Origin of the sequence: Sulfurimicrobium lacus (genome assembly GCF_011764585.1) — a bacterium.
Lineage (GTDB): Bacteria > Pseudomonadota > Gammaproteobacteria > Burkholderiales > Sulfuricellaceae > Sulfurimicrobium > Sulfurimicrobium lacus.
Genome location: NZ_AP022853.1, coordinates 1,742,019 through 1,762,141, shown reverse-complemented (window position 1 = coordinate 1,762,141; position 20,123 = coordinate 1,742,019). Strand labels below are relative to the sequence as shown.

The 20,123-nt window shown below is 62.4% G+C and carries 18 protein-coding genes; 8 read left to right on the top strand and 10 right to left on the bottom strand.

The features are described 5' to 3' along the window. The first annotated feature begins 89 nt into the window (after nucleotides 1-89). From SKTS_RS08695 to SKTS_RS08675, 5 genes are read left to right on the top strand one after another with little or no spacing between them, the layout of a single operon-like run. Nucleotides 90-2,654 carry a PAS domain-containing protein gene (locus tag SKTS_RS08695; protein ID WP_173063328.1) on the top strand — a complete coding sequence of 855 codons (2,565 nt, stop codon included), beginning with the start codon at nucleotides 90-92 and terminating at the stop codon, nucleotides 2,652-2,654. Further along, the gene (locus SKTS_RS08690) at nucleotides 2,644-3,513 is read left to right on the top strand and encodes a phosphate/phosphite/phosphonate ABC transporter substrate-binding protein (RefSeq protein ID WP_173063318.1); all 870 of its coding nucleotides are present in this window, start codon (nucleotides 2,644-2,646) and stop codon (nucleotides 3,511-3,513) included. The genes SKTS_RS08695 and SKTS_RS08690 overlap by 11 nt, the downstream gene beginning before the upstream one ends. 10 nt (nucleotides 3,514-3,523) lie before the next feature. Continuing rightward, nucleotides 3,524-4,927, top strand: coding sequence for a sensor histidine kinase (locus SKTS_RS08685; RefSeq protein ID WP_173063315.1), 1,404 nt, complete (start codon nucleotides 3,524-3,526; stop codon nucleotides 4,925-4,927). A 2-nt stretch (nucleotides 4,928-4,929) separates the two neighbouring features. Next, nucleotides 4,930-5,376, top strand: coding sequence for a response regulator (locus SKTS_RS08680; protein WP_198420455.1), 447 nt, complete (start codon nucleotides 4,930-4,932; stop codon nucleotides 5,374-5,376). An 8-nt stretch (nucleotides 5,377-5,384) separates the two neighbouring features. After that, nucleotides 5,385-6,302: a GGDEF domain-containing protein gene (locus SKTS_RS08675; protein ID WP_198420454.1), complete on the top strand. Its 918-nt coding sequence runs from the start codon at nucleotides 5,385-5,387 to the stop codon at nucleotides 6,300-6,302. Between the two features lie 78 nt (nucleotides 6,303-6,380). Here the strand turns inward: SKTS_RS08675 and SKTS_RS08670 are convergent, their stop codons facing one another. From SKTS_RS08670 to SKTS_RS08635, 8 genes are all read right to left on the bottom strand, one after another. Beyond that, on the bottom strand, nucleotides 6,381-7,403 hold the full coding sequence (locus tag SKTS_RS08670) for an HD domain-containing phosphohydrolase (RefSeq protein WP_173063309.1): 1,023 nt from the start codon (nucleotides 7,401-7,403) through the stop codon (nucleotides 6,381-6,383). After that, nucleotides 7,400-9,922 (bottom strand): PAS domain-containing protein, encoded by a 2,523-nt coding sequence (locus SKTS_RS08665; RefSeq protein WP_173063306.1) that lies wholly within the window; start codon nucleotides 9,920-9,922, stop codon nucleotides 7,400-7,402. Before SKTS_RS08665 ends, SKTS_RS08670 begins: the two co-directional genes overlap by 4 nt. An 84-nt stretch (nucleotides 9,923-10,006) precedes the next feature. Further along, nucleotides 10,007-10,945, bottom strand: coding sequence for a cation diffusion facilitator family transporter (locus SKTS_RS08660; protein ID WP_173063303.1), 939 nt, complete (start codon nucleotides 10,943-10,945; stop codon nucleotides 10,007-10,009). Nucleotides 10,946-10,955: 10 nt separating this feature from the next. Further along, nucleotides 10,956-11,405, bottom strand: coding sequence for a molybdopterin synthase catalytic subunit MoaE (gene moaE / locus SKTS_RS08655; RefSeq protein WP_173063300.1), 450 nt, complete (start codon nucleotides 11,403-11,405; stop codon nucleotides 10,956-10,958). Nucleotide 11,406: 1 nt separating this feature from the next. Then, nucleotides 11,407-11,661: a molybdopterin converting factor subunit 1 gene (gene moaD / locus SKTS_RS08650; protein WP_173063297.1), complete on the bottom strand. Its 255-nt coding sequence runs from the start codon at nucleotides 11,659-11,661 to the stop codon at nucleotides 11,407-11,409. 2 nt (nucleotides 11,662-11,663) lie between these two features. Next, nucleotides 11,664-12,893, bottom strand: a complete 1,230-nt coding sequence (locus SKTS_RS08645) for a molybdopterin molybdotransferase MoeA (RefSeq protein WP_244617481.1) — start codon at nucleotides 12,891-12,893, stop codon at nucleotides 11,664-11,666. Continuing rightward, entirely contained in the window at nucleotides 12,890-13,387 is a 498-nt protein-coding gene (mobB, locus tag SKTS_RS08640) for a molybdopterin-guanine dinucleotide biosynthesis protein B (RefSeq protein ID WP_173063294.1), read from the bottom strand. The genes SKTS_RS08645 and mobB overlap by 4 nt, the downstream gene beginning before the upstream one ends. Nucleotides 13,388-13,562: 175 nt before the next feature. After that, nucleotides 13,563-14,297, bottom strand: a complete 735-nt coding sequence (locus SKTS_RS08635) for a pseudouridine synthase (RefSeq protein ID WP_173063291.1) — start codon at nucleotides 14,295-14,297, stop codon at nucleotides 13,563-13,565. Between the two features lie 70 nt (nucleotides 14,298-14,367). Between SKTS_RS08635 and SKTS_RS08630 the strand changes: the two genes are divergently transcribed. Next, entirely contained in the window at nucleotides 14,368-14,646 is a 279-nt protein-coding gene (locus SKTS_RS08630) for a hypothetical protein (RefSeq protein ID WP_173063288.1), read from the top strand. Here the strand turns inward: SKTS_RS08630 and SKTS_RS08625 are convergent. Together SKTS_RS08625 and SKTS_RS08620 are read right to left on the bottom strand one after the other, a co-directional pair. Then, nucleotides 14,629-15,123: a disulfide bond formation protein B gene (locus tag SKTS_RS08625; protein WP_173063286.1), complete on the bottom strand. Its 495-nt coding sequence runs from the start codon at nucleotides 15,121-15,123 to the stop codon at nucleotides 14,629-14,631. The genes SKTS_RS08630 and SKTS_RS08625 overlap by 18 nt on opposite strands. Next, nucleotides 15,120-17,630, bottom strand: a complete 2,511-nt coding sequence (locus SKTS_RS08620; protein ID WP_173063283.1) for a glycogen/starch/alpha-glucan phosphorylase — start codon at nucleotides 17,628-17,630, stop codon at nucleotides 15,120-15,122. The genes SKTS_RS08625 and SKTS_RS08620 overlap by 4 nt, the downstream gene beginning before the upstream one ends. 316 nt (nucleotides 17,631-17,946) lie before the next feature. Between SKTS_RS08620 and SKTS_RS08615 the strand changes: the two genes are divergently transcribed. After that, complete coding sequence (locus tag SKTS_RS08615) at nucleotides 17,947-18,207, top strand: hypothetical protein (protein WP_173063280.1); 261 nt, start codon at nucleotides 17,947-17,949, stop codon at nucleotides 18,205-18,207. A gap of 38 nt (nucleotides 18,208-18,245) precedes the next feature. Continuing rightward, a complete protein-coding gene (locus tag SKTS_RS08610) occupies nucleotides 18,246-20,108 on the top strand; it encodes a thiamine pyrophosphate-binding protein (protein WP_173063277.1) in 1,863 nt (620 codons plus the stop codon). Nucleotides 20,109-20,123: the final 15 nt, after the last annotated feature.

Sequence of the window (20,123 nt, the reverse complement as noted above, 5' to 3'; positions counted from 1 at the left end):
CAATCTGATGTTTTTGGGAACATTCAACAAAACCATATTGCTTCGCGACGCTCGCAATGACTGCCCGCTGATGTGCTAAAGTTTTTGACATGACCAGCCCATTGAAGAAATCCGGCCCAGTGATGTCCTCCGCCACTTTTCTCGCACGAGTGGTCTCAGGCGTGGTACTGATCAATCTGTTCATCTTCATTCTGGCCGGGCTGTCGCTGCGCCAGAGCTATCGGCAGTTTCAGCAAGGGGCCGAAATCACCACCCGGAACTTGGCCCAGGCACTGGAAAACGACCTCTCCGGCACGATCAGGGCCAAAGATGTCGCCTTGTTCGCCATGGTCGACGAATACCAGCGGCAACGCGCCGCAAGCGGCGTCGATGGCCCATCGTTGAACGCCTATATCGAGCGCCTGCGCTCGCATCTGCCGCAGTTCGACGCCCTGCGCATCGCCGATGACAAAGGGGCAATGGTCTACGGCACCGGCATCCCGCCCGGCGCGAACATCAGCGTTGCCGACCGTTCCCATTTCACCCGCTTGCGTGCCGACCCCGATGCAGGGCTGGTGTTTTCACCGCCGCAAATGAGCCGCGTCAACCAGAAATGGATAATCGCCCTCGCCCGGCGCATCAATCTGCCCAATGCCGCTTTCGGCAGCGAGCAGTCCGGCGGCGCCTTTGGCGGCATCGCGATCGCCACCATCGAGCTGGAGCAGTTTTCCCGGACGTTCGCCGCCCTCAACGTCGGCCCGCACGGGATCGTCACCCTGCGCGACGACCAACTCGGCATCGTCGTCCGGCATCCCGAACCGGAAAAAATCGGCAGCGTGGTGGGGCAGAGATCCGCGCCCCCGCCGTTGCGGGAAATGGTTCAGGCCGGACGAAAGTCGGGGACTTACCGGGCGCTTTCGACCGTGGACGGAGTCGAAAGGACGTTCTCCTTTCGCCGGGTTGCCGACTATCCTTTCATCATCATCGTCGGTCTGGCCAGCGACGACTACCTGGCCGAGTGGCGCTCTGTTGCCGTCCGTCTGGCAACGCTGGTGGTGCTCTTTGCCCTGGCCACGCTGGCTGCGGCGTTTCTGATTTACCGCAACTGGAAACGTCAGGCTAACTCGGTCGAGGCTTTGGCCCAGCAGGAAGCCAAATTCCGCACCGTGGCCGACTTCACCTACGACTGGGAATACTGGCAGGGGCCAAATCGGGAAATACTTTACATGACGCCATCCTGCGAGCGCGTCACCGGTTATTCCGCGGCGGAATTCGCCGCCGACCCCGGTCTGCTGCTGCGCATCATCCACCCCGACGATCGCCCACGCATGGATCGGCACCTGCACGAAATCGCCACCTGCGAGGACGGGGCGCTGGTGGATTTCCGCATCGTGCGGCGCGACGGCGCAATCCGCTCGATTACTCATCACTGCCGAGCGGTCTCCGACCGCAATGGCGAGCCTATGGGGCGCCGCGTCAGCAACCGCGACGTCACGGAGCACAAACACATGGAAGACGCCCTGCGCGACAGCGAAGAACGCTGGAAATTCGCGCTGGAAGGCTCGGATGAGGGGGTGTGGGACTGGAACATTCAGAGCGGAGAAGCCCTTTACTCCAGGCGCTGGAAAGAAATGCTGGGCTATGCCGAGGAAGAAATCGCCAACAAGGCCGACGAATGGGTAAACCGCGTCCACCCGGAGGACATGCCTAGCGTAATGGCGAACATACAGGACCATATCGCGGGGAAAACCGCCACCGCCGTCGCCGAGTTCCGCATGCAGAGCAAGGACGGCAGCTGGAAATGGATCCTCGGCCGCGGCATGGTGGCGGAGCGCGACGCCGAGGGCAAACCCCTGCGCCTGGTCGGCACGAACGCCGACATCAGCGCCCGCAAGCAGGCCGAAGCCAAACTGCAGGAAAAAACCGCAGCCCTGTTGCGCTCAAATGCCGACCTCGAGCAGTTCGCCTACAGCATCTCCCACGACATGCGCCAGCCCTTGCGCATGGTCACCGGCCACCTGCAACTGCTGGAAAGAGGCCTGAAAGACATGCTGGACCAGGACGACAAGGAAAATCTGGCTTTCGCGCTCGACGGCGCGCGGCGCATGGACGCGATGATCGTCTCCCTGCTCGACTACTCGCGCATCGGGCGCAAGACCAGCTCCAAACAATGGATGACGAGCCGCGATTCTTTCGACGAGGCGCTCGCCTTCCTGGCCCCCGCCATCAAGGAAAGTGGAGCGACCATCAGCGAAAGCGGCGAATGGCCGCGCATTTTCGCCAGCCGCGACGAACTGACCCGGCTGTTCCAGAACCTGATCGGCAACGCCGTCAAATACCACGCGGCCGACCAGGCACCGCGCATCGAGGTGACGTCCACCATTACGCCGCAGCTCTGGCGCGTAAGCGTGCGCGACCACGGCATCGGCATCGCTACGCAGCAGATCGACCGCCTGTTTCAGTTCTTCAGCCGCCTGCAGTCGCGTGCGCGCTTCGACGGCACCGGCATGGGACTGGCGCTGTGCCGCAAGATCGCCGAGCACCACGGCGGCCGTATCTGGGTGGAATCGGAAGGTGACGGCCAGGGCAGTACCTTTATTTTCGAATTACCTCTGGTCCCGGCTGACGTCGCCGCCGGGGATAGCAAAACCGAAGGAGAGCAGCATGAATCCTGATAGCCGCCTTAAATGCCTGGCACTTGCCCTGACTGCCTGTCTCGGCCTTTTTGCCCTGACGCCTGCATCCGCCGCCGAGGCGCCCGCCACTTACTCCTTCGGCGTGCTCTCGCAGCGCAGCCCGGTGCTCACCGCCGAGTACTGGAACCCGATCCTGGACTACGTCTCGCGCAAGACGGGGGCCAATCTCGCGCTCAAGGTGGCGCGCACCGCGCCGGAGTCCAACGACGCCATGGAAAAAGGCGAATACGACTTCGTCTACTCCAACACCATTTTTCAACCCAAGATGGCCAAGGCCGATTACCAGGTGATCCTGCGCCCGCAGGACGAAGCCATTACCGGCCAGATCGTGACCCTGGCCGATTCGCCCGTGCGCAAGCTCAAGGACCTGGAGGGCAAGGAAGTGGGCTTCCCCTCGCTGGCCGCTTTCGTCGGCTATGCAGTGCCGATGGACCAGTTGCTGCACCAGGGCGTACACGTCACCCCGGTGTTCGGCGGCAACCAGGAAGGCATCATCGCCCAGCTCAAAGCAGGCAAGGTGATCGCTGCGGGGGTGAACAACCAGGTGATGCGCGCATTCGCCAGCCGCGAAAACGTGCAATATCGCGTGCTGTGGGAATCGAGTGGATTTCTCAACATCCCCATCGCCGCGCACCCCCGCGTGCCGAAGAAAGTAGTCGAAGAAGTGCGGCGCGTGCTGGACGACATGGATCGCAACCCCGAGGGTTTGAGAATTCTCGAAGCCAGCGCCGGAATCGTCGGCCAGAAACCGCCCTACGGCTTCCGCGCCTCCTCGCCGGCGGACTACCGCAGTTATAGCGATTTCTACCGCACCACCCTGGTCAAGGACATCAAATGAGGGTTCGCTGATGATCGCCGCCTTCTGGAGCCGCCTGCCTTTAGTCGCGCGCCTGCTGACGACGGCGAACTTTGCACTGCTGGTGGCGGGAACTGCGATGCTCTTCGTATCCGCCCGCCAGGAAGCGCGTGACGCCCGTGACGACCTGAAAACAGAACTGGCCCAGGAACTGGAAACACTGCCTGCGACACTGGCCGAAGTGGTGGTGATCGGAGACTTCGCCAGCCTGCAGCAAGACCTTGAGCGCTATGTCACCCGCCCGCGCGTGGCCAGCGTGCAATTTGTCGACCCCACCGGCAAATCCCTGCAAAGCAGCGACAAACCGCTGGTCGCCATCGCACCTGACTGGTTCTCCGCAACGCTGGGGTTTCAAGACGCCTCCGGCAAAGCCAAGGTAACGGTCGGCGGGCACGATTACGGTTCAATATTCATCACGCTGAGCGCACGCGGCCTGGCCAACCGTTCCTGGCAGAGACTCATGGACCTCCTGGGCATCCTGCTGCTGGCCCTCAGCGTGGACTTCATCGGCATCTGGCTGGTCTTGCGCGGCGGTCTGGCACCGCTCAAACGCCTTGAAAGCGGCGCCGAGTCCATCGCCAGCGGGAACCTGGAAACGCGGCTGGCGATCGAGGGCAGCCCGGAATTGCGCCACCTGATCGGCACCTTCAACCGCATGACCGCGGCCACCCAGCTCGCTCAGGAACGCCTGCGCCTGGCCAATGCCGACCTGACCCGCTTCGCCGAAATATCCGCCCACCACCTGATGGAACCGACGCGCCGCTTCACCAGCTACACCCAGCGCCTGCGCGCGCGCCTGGCCGTATTACCCGACCGACTCGATGATGAAGAAGTGCGCACCTCGCTCCACTATCTCGAGCGCGACGCCGAGCGCTTGCGCGGCCTGGTGCGCGATATCCAGCTCTATCTCGCAGCGGGCGAGGCGCGCGGGGAAGTGCGCACGGAAGATGCCAATGCCGTACTGGCGACGCTGCGCCAGCGCCTGAAAAAGCAATTGGCGGAAACGGGGGCAAGCCTCGAAGTCGATGCGCTGCCGCCTGCCGTTCTCGACCGCCCGCGCCTGATGGATTTGTTTGCCGTGCTGCTGGATAATGCACTGCAGCATGGCCAGCCCGCTGACTCATCCGTCCCGCCGCAGATCCGCATCAGCGGAGAGCGGGATGGCGACCTTACACGCTTCCGCGTCAGCGACAACGGCCCCGGCATCCCGGCGGAATACCGCGAGCGGGTGTTCGAGATTTTCGAACGGCTAAATATTGCTGGCGGCAAAAGCGGCACCGGAATTGGCCTGTCGATCGCCCGGCGTATCGTCGAAAGCCGCCACGGCAGAATCTGGATTGAAAATTTAGAGCAGGGTGGCGCCATGGTAGCTTTCGAACTGCCTGATGGAGAATGAAATTGATCAACGACAACAGCAATCCCTTCGACATCCTGCTGGTGGAAGACGAACCGGCCGACGCCAACCTGGTTAAGGCGGCGCTCAGGGAAAACAAGGTATTCTGCAACCTGCACCATGTGCTCGACGGCGTCGAGGCACTGGCATTCCTGCGCCGGGACGAAGGCTTCCGCGACGCGCCGCAGCCTGACATGATCCTGCTGGACCTCAACATGCCGCGCATGAACGGTCGCGAGTTTCTCTCCGCCATCAAGGCCGACGCCGCGCTGCAGGCCATCCCGGTGGTGGTGCTGACCACTTCGGACGTGGAGCGCGACGTGGCGGCTTCCTACAAGCTGGGCGCGGCAGGCTACATCACCAAGCCGGTCGACATGGAACAGTTCATCGACGCGATTCGCCAGCTCGGCAACTACTGGTTCACGCTCACCCGTTTGCCAAGGAAGGATTGATTTCGGCCATGACGGTGAAAAATCCTCCCTGCCGCGTGCTGCTGGTGGAAGACGATCCGGGTGATGCACACCTGGTACGTCAGACCCTGAATGCGGCCGGCGCCGGGCGTTTCGATATCACCTGGGTGGGAAGTCTCGCTGAGGCGCGCCAGCAATTGCGCGACAACCCGCCCGATGTTCTGCTACTGGATCTGTCGCTGCCTGATTCGAGCGGTCTCGCCACGGTATTGGCTGGTCGCGAGGCCGCAGGCGCGCTGCCACTCATCGTGCTCACTGGCCACGACGACAATGGATTCGAGCACCAGACCCTCGAAACCGGCGCCCATGATTACCTGGTCAAGGGCAGCTTCACTTCCGATGGCCTGATCCGTGCCATTCGTCACGCCATCATCCGCGCCAGGCTGGAAGCCGAGTTGCGCGCGCTCGCCAGCACCGACTACCTGACCGGCCTGCCCAACCGGCGGCATTTCTTCACCCAGATGGAAACGGAACTGGCCCGCATGCAGCGCCTCGACGGCGAGCGCGCCGCCGTGCTGATGCTCGACCTGGATCATTTCAAACGGGTCAACGACCACTTCGGCCACGCGACGGGGGATGCGCTGCTCAAGCATTTCGCCACCCTCATGAAAGACGAACTGCGCAAGATCGATAGTCTGGGTCGTGTTGGCGGCGAGGAGTTCGCCATTCTGCTGCCCGCGGCCGATCCGGAAGCGGCGCGAAGCTTCGCCGAACGGCTGCGCCAGAAAGTCGAGGAAACGCCGCTGGTGCTGAATGGACAGCCCATCCCGATCACGGTGAGCATCGGTGTCGCGATCATGGAGGCGACCGACGGCAGTGCCGACGCCGCCCTGATTCGTGCCGACAAGGCGCTCTACCGGGCCAAGGAAGGCGGACGCAACCGGGTGGAGATCGATCCGCTCGCCTGACGCCCCCACCCCAGCCCTCCCCCGCTTGCGGGAGAGGGAGACTTAGGCTCGCTACGCGAGTTTCACGCTGACGAGCCCTTATCCCTTCCAGAAATCGCGCCCGGCTTTCTCGATCACGCGCACGCAGGCATCGACGATGAGCGGATCGAAAAGCTTGCCGCGCTTGTCCCGAATCTCCTCCAGCGCCGCCTCGATTCCCAAGGCCGCCCGGTAGGGACGGTCGGTAGCCATCGCGTCGACCACGTCGGCAACCCCGATTACACTGGCTTCCACCAGGATGTCTTCGCCCTTCAGTCCATTGGGGTATCCGGCCCCGTCCAGCCGCTCGTGATGCTGCAGGATGATCTGGCCGATCGGCCACGGGAAATCGATATCGCCGACGATTTCGAACCCGGACTGCGGATGCTGCTGGATGAGCGCGAATTCGCTGGGCGTCAGGCGGCCGGGCCGGCTGAGGATCTCGGCCGGGACATGTATCTTGCCGATATCGTGCACCATCGCAGCCAGGCGTATACCGTTGATCATGGCCTTTGTCATGCCCATTTCCTCGGCGATCGCCACGGCCAGCTGGGACACGCGCTTCTGGTGCCCGTCGGTATAGGGGTCGCGTTTTTCGATCGCCCGTGCCAGCGCCGCTACCGTCTGCTGCATCAGCTCCAGCACGCGTTCGTGCTCTTTCTCCAGTGCCTGTTTCTGGAAGTGCACGCGCGTACTCTTGAATATGGCCGCGATCAGTTCCTGCGGATCGATGGGCTTCTTGACGTAACAATCCACGCCGATCTCTATGGCGCGCATGAAATAGTCCGCTTCGTTGTAGGCCGTGACCACGATGACCGGCACATCGTTGGCGAGCGCCTTGATGTGTCGCGCCATTTCCAGCCCGTCCATGGCCGGCATGCGGACGTCGGTCACCACGATGTCGTAATGGCCCTGCGTGAATTTATCGAGACCTTCCCGGCCGTTGGCAGCGGTCTCGACCAGCGCAAAGCGCCGCCTGAGGAAGCGGGCCAATTCTTCGCGAACGCTGTCTTCATCCTCGACATAAAGGACCGAAAGCGTTTTCAGCACCCCCAGGAGTTCGTTGTTGTCCGGCGTGTTCATGGTGACGTCTCTGCCTTGCGGAGCGGCAGTGTGATGGTTATCAAAGCGCCCTGCCCCGCATTGACGGCCTCGATTTTCCCGTTGAAATTGCGTTCGATGATCATCTTCGACATGTACAGTCCGATGCCGCTCCCCTGCTCCTTGGTGGTGAAGTAAGGTTCGAATATTTTCGGCAATATGTCCGCCTCGATGCCGCCCCCGTTGTCCTCTATCGTGATCACCGCTTCCTCTCCGCTTTGCGTCGCCGCGATGCGGATCAGCGCGTCCGGCTTGTTGCCTTGGCTGAGCGCTTCCTTGGCATTGGAAAGGAGATTCAGGAGCACCTGCACGAACTGATTGCTAAAGCCATAGACCACGATTTTCTGCGTAACGTTTCTTTCGACCCGGATATTGTTGTTGGCGAGCGAAGCCTCGATCACGAACAGCGCGTCCTCGACCGACTGGCCGACGTCGAATTCGCCGGGCTCGTGATCCGGACGGAAAAAATCGCGGAAATCGTCGATCGTGGTCGACATGCGCTGCAGCAGCTTCCTCGCCCGGGAGGTGGCGTCTTCCAGCGAATCAGCGGTCAACTCGTGATAGTCGTAATCGTCCTTGATGTTGGCCAGCAGCACCGACAGTGCGTTGAGCGGCTGGCGCCACTGGTGGGCGATGTTGTGGATCATTTCACCCATCGCCGCCAGCCGCGATTGCTGGATCAGGATATGGTCTTTCTCGCGGTTCTTCGCCACCTCCTCTTCCACCCGCAGTTCCAGGTTGCGGTTCAATTCCCCCAGTTCCATTTCCAGTTGCTTGCGATCGGTGATATCGCGGTTGCTGGCGCGGCGCCCCATGAACTTTTCGTCGTGCCAGTGCACGGCGCGACAGGCGTGAGCCAGCCAGCGAATCTCCCCGTCCTTGCGCACGATGCGGAAATCCACGGCCGCGCTGTCCTGGTATGTGGAATCATGCACGTGCTCGTCCATCAGGTGACGATCGTCGGGGTGGATAACGCGATAAACCAGGCCGGGATCGGCAATGAATTCCTCTTGGGCGTAGCCGGTAACCCGCTCGCAGGACGGTGTGACGTACCACATTTCCTGGTTCGGCCCCTGCCAGTATTCCCAGTCGTAAGTGTAGTCCGCCATGGTGCGAAAGCGTTCCTCGCTTTCCCTCAACGCTGCTTCGGCCCGTTTTTGTTCGCTGATGTCCTGCACCGTGCCGGCCGAGCGTAAAGGCTTTCCTGCCGTATCGTAAAAAGTCTCGCAGCGTTCGTGCACGAACTTGATGCGCCCGTCTGGCATCAGCAGGCGGTGAACAATATCGTAAGGCGTGCGCGATACGACTGAACCGGTATAGGCCTGGTTGACCATGTCGCGGTCGTCGGGATGAATGGCGTTGAGGAAGGCATCATAGGAGGCGCCGAAACGTGTTGGATCGATCTCGAAAATCTGGAAGATTTCGTCCGACCAGGCAAGCCGGTTGCCGACAAGATCGAGTTCCCAGCTGCCAAGATGGGCGAGATACTGGGACTCCTTGAGCCGGGCCTCGCTTCTCACCAGCTCCGTCAGCATGCGCTCCTGCTCGACCAGGGCGCGCCGCGACAGCAGCACCAGGCCCGCCACCACCAGGCTAATGACCAGAGCGGCCGCGCCGAAATAAGCCATGTGCTGACGCCAGTCGGCCAGGTAGTCGTCCTCGGCGATGCCGGCAAAAACATACAGCGGCAGATCGCCCACCTGGCGGAAACTGTACAGGCGCGCGATGCCGTCGACCTGTCCGCGCGCATGGTAAACGCCGTGTTTAAGGCCTTGGGCAACAGAAGGCGCGCCGTGGTGTCCGGGAATTTGCCTGCCCATGAACGGCTCACCGGCCGGATAGCGAGCGAGCAGGCGCAAATCCTTGTCGCGCAGCACCAGCGTGCCGTGTGGCCCGACGTTCAAGGCGCTGTAGAAATGCTGGAAATAATCCAGCCCGAGCACCGCGTGCGCCAGCCCTGCGAAGCTGCCATCCTCGTTCTGCAAGCGGCGCGCAACCACCAAGGCCCATTTGCCGATGCTGCGCGACATCAGCGCTTCGGATATCTCCAGTCCGGCTCGGGGGGTGTCGCGCAAGTGCTGAAAATAATGCCTGTCCGTGACATTGATGGCGGGCAGCGTGTCGTAGGCACTGTAGTGATACTGCCCCTGTGCGTCGACCAGATTGAGCCCGCCGAACTCGGGGATCCCGGCAAAGCGCTGCTGCAGCATGCGGTGCAGTTCACGGGTGCGTGTGGTGTCGCTGCCGAGCGGAATCCGCATGTCCTCCGGTCGCACCTGCCCCTGTACGTCCCGCAATACCAGGTCGACGTTGCGGATCGTCGCCAGCGCGTTTTCCTCCAGCACCCGCGACAGGTTTTCCGCCTCGACTTGCGCACGATCCACGCTCGCCCGGTATTCGTTGTAGAGGCTCAGGGACAGCAGCGCGAATAATCCGGCAATGCCTGTCACCCCGGCGACCAGCGCGAAACGGGAAATCCTGGTGTTCAAGGAGGGCTTCATGGCTTGGAATTTTGGTGGTGGCCAAAGCAATACTTTATTACAAACAGTCTTGCCTTGCCGGTTATTGTTCGCTTCTCGATGTCGTCAGTTTTTCCCGTTACGCGCGACGAAGTGGATGATGCGGTTCACCGGTTCCGGCTGCAGCGTGACATGCTCGATGCGGTAACGCTGACCGAGCATCTCCGTCAGCAGGGACAGCACGGTCTCCCAATGCAGCAGGTCCTCGACCACCACGTGAGCCGAAAGCGCCACGCGTTCGCCGCCCAGATCCCAGATGTGTAGGTCGTGCACGGAGCTGACGCCAGCGACGCCGCTCATGGCCTGCCCCACCGCGGGCAGGGACAACCCCAGCGGCACGCCTTCCATGAGGGTATGCAGCGCCTCGCGCAGCAGACCCAGGCTGGAAAACAGGATCAGGGCGCAAATGAACAGCGAGAGAATGGGATCGATCGGCGTCCAGCCGGTGTAGGTCACCACCACCCCGGCAATCAGCGCCGCGACCGAGCCCAGCAGGTCGCCCATGACGTGCAGCAAGGCCCCGCGCGTGTTCAGGGTTTTCTCGCCGCGGCTCAGGACCAGGGCCATGGCCACGTTGATCGCCAGGCCCAGCGCCGCCACGATGGTCACGGCCGCGCCATTGATCGGCTGCGCCGCGTAAAAGCGCTGCACCGCGGCCACGGCGATGGCCGCCACCACCGCCACCATGAACAGGGCATTGAGCAAGGCCGCCATCACTTCGGCGCGGGCGAAGCCGTAGGAGTGACGCGCCGAGGGCGGGCGGCGCGAGAACCACGCCGCCAGCGCGGCCATGCCCAGCGCGGTCGAGTCGGTCACCATGTGCCCGGCATCGCCGAGCAGCGCCAGCGAGCCCGACCACCAGCCGGTCGCCGCTTCCACCAGGGCGAAGCTCAGCGTCAGGGCAACGGCGAACAGCAGGGCATGGCGCGACTGGACACCGTGGTGGTGATGGCCGTGACCATGGGCGTGGCCATGCTCGTGTTCCTCATGGGACGAAGCCATCATGCGCGTCCCTTCATTTCCAGCGCTCGGCGGCCTTGTCGTCGCTTTCGCGCGCATCCACCCAGCGTGCGCCCTCGGCGGTCTGCTCGCGCTTCCAGAACGGCGCCCGGGTCTTGAGGTAATCCATGATGAATTCGCAAGCGGCAAACGCCTCGCCGCGGTGGCTGCTGCTGACCGCCACCAGCACGATCTGGTCGGTCGGCGCGAGGTCGCCCACGCGGTGGATCACCACGGCGTCGTAGATATCCCAGCGCCCTTTCGCTTCTTCGACGATGGCGGCGAGCGCCTTTTCGGTCATGCCGGGATAATGTTCCAGGGACATGCCGGCGACGCTGTCGCCTTCGTTGATGTCGCGCACCAGGCCGACGAAGCTGGCGATGGCGCCGATTTTCGGGTTGCCCTGGCGCAGCGCGAGCAGCTCCGCGCCGACGTCGAAATCCTCGTGCTGCACCCGGACTACCATTTTAGCCCCCCGTCACCGGCGGGAAGATCGCGACCTCGTCGCCGTCCCTGAGCGCGCTCGCGGCGTCGGCCATGTCCTGGTTCACCGCCACGCGGAACGCCCGCCCCGGCGCGAGCTCTTCTTCCCAGGCGCCGCCGCGCTTGCGCAGCCAGGCGACCAGCGCGGCCACATCGTTCACGTCGGCGGGCAAGTCGACCCGCTCCGAAGACACGCCCAGCGCGTCGCGCAGGCGGGCAAAATACAGGACGGAAAGCATGCTCAGCCCAGCAATTCGCTGAAGGGGGTGAACTTGACGGCGTCGCCGCGCGCCACCGTGGTGCCTTCGCGGATTTCCGCCAGGCCTTCGCCCCACACCGCCGAGGTCAGCACGCCCGAACCCTGGTTGGGATAGATGGCCACGCCCGGCGCACCGTCCGCCTGCGGCTCCAGCCGGGCGCGCACGAACTCGCGGCGGTTGCCGTTTTTGCTCCAGTCGAAAGCGGCCGGCAGCCGGTAGCTGCGCGGCGTCACGTTTTGCACGCCCTGGCAGCGCAGGATGAACGGGCGCACGAACAGGCAGAAGGTGGCGAAGGCCGAGACCGGGTTGCCCGGCAGGCCGATGAACGGCGTCTTGTCGTGCACCATGCCGTAGGCGATGGGCTTGCCCGGCTTCATCGCCACTTTCCACATGTCGAGCTTGCCGGTGCGCTCCACCGCGGCCTTGACGTAATCCTCCTCGCCGACCGACACGCCGCCGCTGGTGACGATCAGGTCCGCCTCGTGCCACGCCTGGTTCAGCACCTCCACGGTCGCCTCCAGGCTGTCCGGCACGATGCCGAAATCCGCCACGCGGCAGCCCATGCCTTCAAGCAGGCCGAGCAGGGTGTAGCGGTTGGAGTTGTAGATCTCGCCTTCCTGCAGCGGCTCGCCCGGCATGACGATCTCGTCGCCGGTGAAAAACAGCGCCACGCGCAGCTTGCGGTAGACCGGCACGTCGGCCAGTCCGATCGAGGCGATCAGGCCCATTTCCTGCGGCCGCATCTTGACCCCCGCTGGCAATATCTCCTGGCCGACGGTAATGTCCTCGCCGGTGCGCCGGATGTTGGCGCCGTTTTTCGGCGTGGCGCGGACGATCACCTCGTCCCCCTCCACCGCGCAGTCCTCCTGCATCACCACCGCGTCCGCCCCGGCCGGCACAGGTGCGCCAGTGAAGATGCGCGCCGCGGTGCCGCGTTCCAGGGCATGCCCCACGCTGCCGGCGGGAATGCGCTGGGCGACCCTGAGGCGCGTCTCCCCGCCCGGGTTCAAGTCGGCACAGGCCACGGCATAACCGTCCATGGCACTGTTGTCCAGCGGCGGCACGCTGACGGTCGAAACCAGCGGCTGCGCCAGCACCCGGCCCAGCGCGTGGGTGGTGTGGATGCGCTCCACCTCGCCGATGGGACGGGCATGGCCGAGCAGCAGTTCGAGCGCCTCGTCGGCGTTCAGCATTTTCTTCAATTCACTCATTTTTCAATTTCCAGGTGGCGCAATATGAATTCGGCGATTTGCGCCGGCTCGTTCAGGTTCAGGCACGGCAAAGGCGCCTCGAGCGGCGCATCGCTGGCAATGGCAATAATATGGCTGTCGCCGGGATATAACAACGCCTTGCCGTTGACGGGGCGGTGGATTTCCAGTTTGGGGATCGTTTCCCGTTTGAAACCTTCCACCAGCACCAGGTCGCATGGCGATAGGCGCGCCAGGTGCTGCGCCAGAACTGGTTCCGGCTCGTCGCACAACTCGTGCAGCAGCGCCCAGCGCGCGGACGAAGCCAGCAGCACCTCGCTCGCGCCTGCGGCGCGGTGACGGTACGAATCTTTGCCGGGTTGATCGAGATCGACGTCGTGGTGGGCCTGCTTGACTGTGGCGACCCGCAGGCCACGGGCAACGAAAAGAGGGATCAGCTTTTCCAGCAGGGTGGTCTTGCCGCTACCGGACCAGCCGGCCAGGCCGAATACTTTCATCTTAAAACCTCACTCTAGCCACAGAGAACACAGAGAGTGATGGAATAGCTTGCCGGCCGCATGGCGTTTCACCCGGCAAGTCCCGGTTTGCAAGCTGGGCAAGAAAGCCGCCCATCCCTGTGAACTGCTCTCTCTGTGAACTCTGTGTTCTCTGTGGCCACTGACTTTTCCCGCTTCAAAACGCCTCCCCCTCCTGCAGGTAGCGCCATTCCCCGGGCGGCAGGTCGCCCAGCTTGACCTTGCCGATGCGCACGCGTTTCAGGCCCACCACGCGCAGCCCCACCAGTTCGCACATGCGGCGGATCTGGCGCTTCTTGCCTTCCTTGAGGATGAAGCGCAGCTGGTCGGCGTTCTGCCAGGTCACTTTCGCCGGCTTCAGCGCTTCGCCGTCCAGCCTCAGGCCGTGGTTGAGACGCTTCAGCCCGGCCTCGTCCAGCTTGCCGTTTACGCGCACCAGGTATTCCTTTTCGATTTGCGAATCGGCACCGATCAGCTGCTTGGCGATGCGGCCGTCCTGGGTCAACACCAGCAAGCCCTGGGAATCGATGTCGAGCCGCCCCGCAGGCGCCAGCCCGAACAGTTGCGAGGGGTCGAACTGCTGCGGTGCTTTGTCGTCCTTGAAGCGGCTCTCCTTGGTAATCAGCGATGCCGCAGCCTGGTAGCCCTTCTCCGGCTGGGCCGAAACATAGCCCACCGGCTTGTGCAGCAGGATGGTGACGCGGCTGGCCTGCTGCGTCCGGGCGCCATGCCCCAGCGTCACGGTCTGCGACGGCAGCACCTTGATGCCCAGCTCGGTGACCTTGACGCCGTCCACGAACACCAGCCCGCGCTCGATATAGGAATCGGCTTCGCGGCGCGAGCACAGCCCGAGCTGCGACATGAGCTTGGAGAGCCTGATGGGTTCGGTCATAAAAAACATCCTGTCATGCTGATGCAACAAAACTTAAATAAATTGTTCGCTTTTTCAGCGGAAGCGGCAAATGATCGAAGACAATCAGGTTTACCTCGTCACCGGCTTGCAGTATGGCTACAAGCCTGAAGTTCATGTCCTGGCGATATTGACCCATTCCCATCAGCGAGCGATCGAACAGTTCCGCAAGAAATATCACGGTGCCGAGATCTATTCCTGCACCACCCTGGCCGAAGCACGGGAAGTGGTGAAAATACTCGAAGCGGTGAAGGAAGGCCGGCAGGTCGACAGCGACCTTCTGGCTGACGTCATCGACGACATGGAAAACGACTCAGCGCCGCTCGCGTAGGAACATCGCGGCCACGCCGGCCATGAAGAACACCAGGAACCAGCCCAGCGCCCAGGCCGGGATGGACAGCCCGAACATGGTCCACGCCACCTTGGCGCACTCTCCTGAACCCTTCAGCACCATCGGCAGCACCTTGGCAAGCGGGAAAGCATCGAGCAGGTAGTCCAGGCCCGGCCCGCATTCCGGTACCTTGTCGGGAGGCAGATGTTGCAGCCAGATATTGCGCGCAGCCACGGCCGCACCGACAGCAGAGAAGAGCGCGGTCAGCAGGCCGAAAAACATCCTGCCCACGATCCCCGGGTTGAGCAGGTAAGCCACCAGCGCCGTCAACCCGACGCAAATGAACGCGATGCGCTGCAGGATGCACAGCGGGCAAGGCTCGATATGCAAACCGTGCTGCACGTACAGCCCGAACCCCAGCACGATGAGGCAGCATGCCAGCACGGCCAGGAACATGGCGCGAAAAGTGATGATCATGCGCACTTCCCTCCTCGTGCGGCGGAAATCGGTTTGAGGTGCCAGATTCCCGCGTTGTATTCCTGGATGGTGCGGTCGCTGGAGAACTTGCCGCTGGTGGCGCAATTGAGAATGCTCATGCGTGTCCAGCGTTCCTCATCGCGGAAAGCCGCCGCAGCCCGGCGCTGCGCCTCGACGTAGCTGCGGAAATCGGCCACGATCATCCAGTAATCGCCATGCACGGTGAGCGAACTAATGATGCCGTCGAAAATACCCGGTTCGGCGGGGTTGAAGTGACCCGATTCGAGCAATTTCATCACGCGCCGTAGATCCTGATCCGCCTCGATCATCGCCTGCGGGTTGTAAGCGCTGCGTTGCGCTTCCACCTCCTCGGCAGTCAGGCCGAAAAGAAAGAAATTATCGTCGCCTGCTTCTTCCCGGATCTCGATATTGGCGCCGTCCAGCGTGCCGATGGTGAGCGCCCCGTTGATCATGAACTTCATGTTGCCGGTGCCCGACGCCTCCTTGCCGGCGGTGGAAATCTGCTCCGACAGGTCCGTGCCAGGGCTCACCACCTCCATCGCCGTGACGCGGTAATCCGGCAGGTACGCCACCTTGAGCAGGTCGTCGCAAACCGGATCGGCGTTGACCACCTGCGCCACGCTGCATGCCAGCTTGATGATGGATTTGGCCATTGTGTAACCAGGCGCGGCCTTGCCGCCGATGAGCACGCAGCGCGGCGTCCAGTCTGCCGTATCGCCGCGCCTGATGCGGTCGTAGAGATGGATGACGTGCAGGATGTTGAGCAATTGGCGCTTGTATTCGTGGATGCGTTTGACCTGCACGTCGAACATCGAGTCGGGATCGAACGCCACGCCGCAATCGGCCTGCACCAGGGCAGCCAGGCGCAGCTTGCTCTCCTGCTTCACGACGCGCCATTTGGCGCGGAATTCGGCGTCATCGGCAAAGGGAATGAGCTTGCGCAGTTGTTGCAAATCGGTCACCCAGCCGGTACCGATGGTTTCGCTGATCAGTTCGCTCAACGCCGGATTGCTCGCGGCCAGCCAGCGGCGCTGGGTCACGCCGTTGGTCTTGTTGTTGAATTTGTGCGGCCACAATTCGTAGAAATCGCGGAACAGGTCCTGCTGCAGCAAGTCGGAATGCAGCTTGGCCACGCCGTTGACGGAAAACGCCGCAACCACCGCCAGGTAGGCCATGCGTACCTGCGGCACCGGCCCCTCTTCGATGATGGACATGCGGGCCAGGCGGCCGACATCGCCCGGCCAGCGCTGCGACACTTCCTTCAGAAAGCGGGCGTTGATTTCGTAAATGATGTCCATCAGGCGCGGCAACAGGCTGCCGAACATGCGCACCGGCCATTTCTCGAGCGCTTCCGGCAGCAGGGTGTGGTTGGTGTATGCCATGGTGCGGGACACGATCTGCCACGCGGGGTCCCACTCAAGGAAATAATCGTCCATCAGCAGCCGCATCAGTTCCGCCACCGAACAGGTGGGATGGGTATCGTTGAGCTGGAAACAGACCTTGTCGGCAAACTCGCCAAAATCGTCGTCACGATCGCGCGTCCATTGCAGCAATACGTCCTGCAGGCTGGCGGAGGCGAGGAAATATTGCTGACGCAGGCGCAACTCCTTGCCGTTTTCGCTCGCGTCGTTGGGGTAGAGCACCATGGAGATATGCTCCGCGGCATTCTTGGCCGCCACCGCCTCGGGGTAGCTGCCGGCGTTGAATTCGCTCAGGTCGAACTCGTCCGTCGCGGCCGCCTTCCACAACCGCAAGGTGTTCACGGTGCCGTTCTGGTAGCCCGGCACCGGGATGTCGTAGGGCACGGCCAGCACGTCGTGGGTGTCCACCCAGCGCACATGCAGATTGTCTTCGCTGTCGCGGTAATAATCGCAGCGCCCGCCGAACTGGATGCGCCGGGTAAACTCCGGCCGCTCCAGCTCCCACGGGTTGCCGTTGCGCAACCAGTGGTCAGGCTCCTCCATCTGGTAGCCGCCTTCGAGGTGCTGGCGGAACATGCCGTATTCGTAACGGATGCCGTAGCCCGTGACCGGCAGTTGCAGCGTGGCGCAACTGTCGAGAAAACAGGCCGCGAGCCGCCCCAGGCCGCCGTTGCCCAGACCCGCATCGTGTTCCTCCTCCGCCACCTCCTCGAGAATCAGGCCGAGCCTGTTCAGCGCCTCGCCGGTGCTGTCCACGACACCGAGGTTGAGCATGGAATTGGATAGCGCCCGCCCCATGAGGAATTCCATGGACAGGTAGTACGTACGTTTGCAGTTACTCGCGGCATACGCGGCGTCGGTCGCCTTCCAGCGCTCGACCAGGCGGTCGCGCAGGGTCAATGCCAGGGCCGTGTAAAAGCAGTGGGGCGGCGTGCCGTGCCGGTCCCGCCCCAGGGTATGGCCGAAATACTGGCGGAAATTCAGTGCCAGACTATCCGCGTCGACTCCCAGGGGCGGCAGTTCGGACAAGAGGGGGTTGGGCGTGCTGGTCAGGTCAGAAGTCATGGTTTGGCTTGGAAGCTGAAATTTTGGGATCGCTGCAATGGTAACTTAGATTAAGTCTCTGATAAAACCGGATGTTGGAACCTGCATTGCAAGAGCGAAGCAGACTTTCTCTGACATTGGTCCCATTTGTCTTGCATGAAACAGTCATTTGTCACCTTTTATTCAAGTTTTAAATGAATATGTTTCGTTATATGTGCAACCGCAAAACAAATAATCTACCATGCCGATCAGCTGATCAATGAGTCGAGCAAATCGTCCATAAAACCTTTAGGGAACCTCTGATTAAAACGCGGATCGCGTTACATCGAAAACGGGCTTGAGCACACCCGCAAGGGGCGTCCCCGCCGAGAGCGGCGGCAAAGCCGCTCGCACTGGCGAGAAGGCGCGCGACGAAGGTCGTAGCCGAGTCTACGACGCCGAGGAGTGCAACGCGGCGCAAGCCCGTTTTCGATGTAACCCGGAGGGACGTGGTTTTGCGGGTGCCAGGCAAGAAGTGAGGCGCGCCGTGCAGTCATTCTGCACCAGCGCCTCGCGACGCCGCATGGCGCCCGCAAAACCACGTCGCGACCGCGTTTGACTTAATCAGAGGTTCCTTAGGGAGTAGGGGCAAGCTTCATGCTATTGAATCTGTCTTTTTCAAAGAGCAAGAAACCGGGCGAAGCCGTCAGGCACGCAACGGAATCACCAGCGGTCCAGCCTCAGGCCTCCGATCTGCTGGTGGCTTATCTCGATCAGATCGGTGTGGAATTTGCATTCGGCGTTCCTGGAGGCGCGATCGAGCCGCTTTACAACGCCCTGGCGCGCAGCGAACGACGCGGCGGCATCCGTTCCGTTGTGGCGCGTCATGAAGCGGGCGCCGCCTTCATGGCTGACGGCTACGCCAGGGAAAGCGGCAAGATCGGCTTCTGCTGCGCAACATCCGGGCCTGGCGCCACAAACCTCATCACAGGCGTCGCCTGTGCTTACGACAACAGTATCCCGATGCTGGTGATTACCGGCCAGCCCCCTCTCCCTTCGCATGGCAAACGTGCCCTGCAGGATTCTTCCTGCACGGGCGTCAACCTGGTCGGCATGTTCGAGCACTGCACCCGCTTCAACTCCATGGTCTCCCATGTAGACCAGCTGGAATCCAAGCTGGTCAATGCCATCATGCGAGTCGGCCAGGAACCTTTCGGCCCGGCACATTTGTCCATCCCCGTCGACATCCTGCGCGCGCCGGTCAGCAGCGCCATACCTTCCTACGACCTGCAGGCACGTCTGACGCAGGCAGCGGGCGCAAACGCCATAGACGAAGCATCCATCGATCGGCTGTGCGAGGATCTCAGGCAATCCCGCCGCGTGGCGATTCTGATCGGAAATGGATGCGACGAAGCAATCGGCGCTATCGTCACCCTGGCGGAAGCAATCGGCGCCATTCTCATCACGACACCCGACGGCAAGGGCCTGATCAATCCCGAACATCGTCTTTATCGCGGGGTATTCGGCTTTGCCGGACATTATGCCGCTCGTCATGCGCTGGACAAGGATGACATCGACCTCATCCTGGCCGTCGGCACCACGCTGGGCGAATGGACCAGCAGCGGCTGGTGTGATTCTGTGCTCAATGAGCGCATGGTTCACATCGATTCCTCGCAGGAGCACCTGCTGCGCTCCCCCATGGCAAGGCTGCATATGCATGGGCGCATCCTGAGCATTTTCGAACGCTTGCTGACGCGCATGCGTCAGGCTCCCGAGGCGTTGCGCAAAGCGGAACTCATATCGGAAGCTGGGACGGTTCCTTACCTGGAGGCACTGGAGACGGATGCAAAGGACAAGCCGATCAAACCTCAGCGCCTGATGTTCGAACTGGGTCGTCGCTGCCCGCCTGCCACGCGCTTTCTGGCCGATGCGGGGAACAGCGCGGCATGGGCCATACATTGCCTCGAACTACACGATCGCCGCATGCTGAAAGAGCGCCGCATGCGCGTGGATGCCATGCAGCCGGATCACGCTCCGCGCAAGGAAAGGCGCACCCATCGTAGCGGCTGGCTGCGCGTCACCATGGATTTTGCGCCCATGGGCTGGGCTATAGGCGCCGCTGTAGGCACGGCCATGGCCAACCCGCGCTGCCCGGTCGTCTGCATCACCGGTGACGGCAGCTTTTTGATGAACGGCCAGGAAATTACCGTTGCGCAAGCTCAGGGGGCAACGGTGCTGTTTGTCATCCTGAATGACAGCGCACTGGGCATGGTCAAGCACGGCCAGCGCCTGGCGGGAGCCGAGCGTATCGGTTACGAACTGCCTGAGGTGGACTACCGGCGCATGGCGGAAGCGATGGGCATCCCGGCATACGTCATCCACTGCGCCGAAGACCTGGATTGCCTGGACATGAAGGCCATTCTGCGCCGCAAGGGGCCAACGCTGCTCGACGTCCGCATCGACGGCGAGGAAATTCCGCCCATGAACCTGCGCATGCAGGCGCTGGGAACAACAAAGTAAAACTGCGAATGGAGA

Coding starts and splice junctions, on each gene's coding strand:
- SKTS_RS08695 (WP_173063328.1), top strand. CDS start 90: ATGACCAGCCCATTGAAGAAATCCGGCCCAGTGATGTCCTCCGCCACT.
- SKTS_RS08690 (WP_173063318.1), top strand. CDS start 2,644: ATGAATCCTGATAGCCGCCTTAAATGCCTGGCACTTGCCCTGACTGCC.
- SKTS_RS08685 (WP_173063315.1), top strand. CDS start 3,524: ATGATCGCCGCCTTCTGGAGCCGCCTGCCTTTAGTCGCGCGCCTGCTG.
- SKTS_RS08675 (WP_198420454.1), top strand. CDS start 5,385: ATGACGGTGAAAAATCCTCCCTGCCGCGTGCTGCTGGTGGAAGACGAT.
- SKTS_RS08670 (WP_173063309.1), bottom strand. CDS start 7,403: ATGAACACGCCGGACAACAACGAACTCCTGGGGGTGCTGAAAACGCTT.
- SKTS_RS08665 (WP_173063306.1), bottom strand. CDS start 9,922: ATGAAGCCCTCCTTGAACACCAGGATTTCCCGTTTCGCGCTGGTCGCC.
- SKTS_RS08660 (WP_173063303.1), bottom strand. CDS start 10,945: ATGATGGCTTCGTCCCATGAGGAACACGAGCATGGCCACGCCCATGGT.
- moaE (WP_173063300.1), bottom strand. CDS start 11,405: ATGGTAGTCCGGGTGCAGCACGAGGATTTCGACGTCGGCGCGGAGCTG.
- moaD (WP_173063297.1), bottom strand. CDS start 11,661: ATGCTTTCCGTCCTGTATTTTGCCCGCCTGCGCGACGCGCTGGGCGTG.
- SKTS_RS08645 (WP_244617481.1), bottom strand. CDS start 12,893: ATGAGTGAATTGAAGAAAATGCTGAACGCCGACGAGGCGCTCGAACTG.
- mobB (WP_173063294.1), bottom strand. CDS start 13,387: ATGAAAGTATTCGGCCTGGCCGGCTGGTCCGGTAGCGGCAAGACCACC.
- SKTS_RS08635 (WP_173063291.1), bottom strand. CDS start 14,297: ATGACCGAACCCATCAGGCTCTCCAAGCTCATGTCGCAGCTCGGGCTG.
- SKTS_RS08630 (WP_173063288.1), top strand. CDS start 14,368: ATGATCGAAGACAATCAGGTTTACCTCGTCACCGGCTTGCAGTATGGC.
- SKTS_RS08625 (WP_173063286.1), bottom strand. CDS start 15,123: ATGATCATCACTTTTCGCGCCATGTTCCTGGCCGTGCTGGCATGCTGC.
- SKTS_RS08620 (WP_173063283.1), bottom strand. CDS start 17,630: ATGACTTCTGACCTGACCAGCACGCCCAACCCCCTCTTGTCCGAACTG.
- SKTS_RS08610 (WP_173063277.1), top strand. CDS start 18,246: ATGCTATTGAATCTGTCTTTTTCAAAGAGCAAGAAACCGGGCGAAGCC.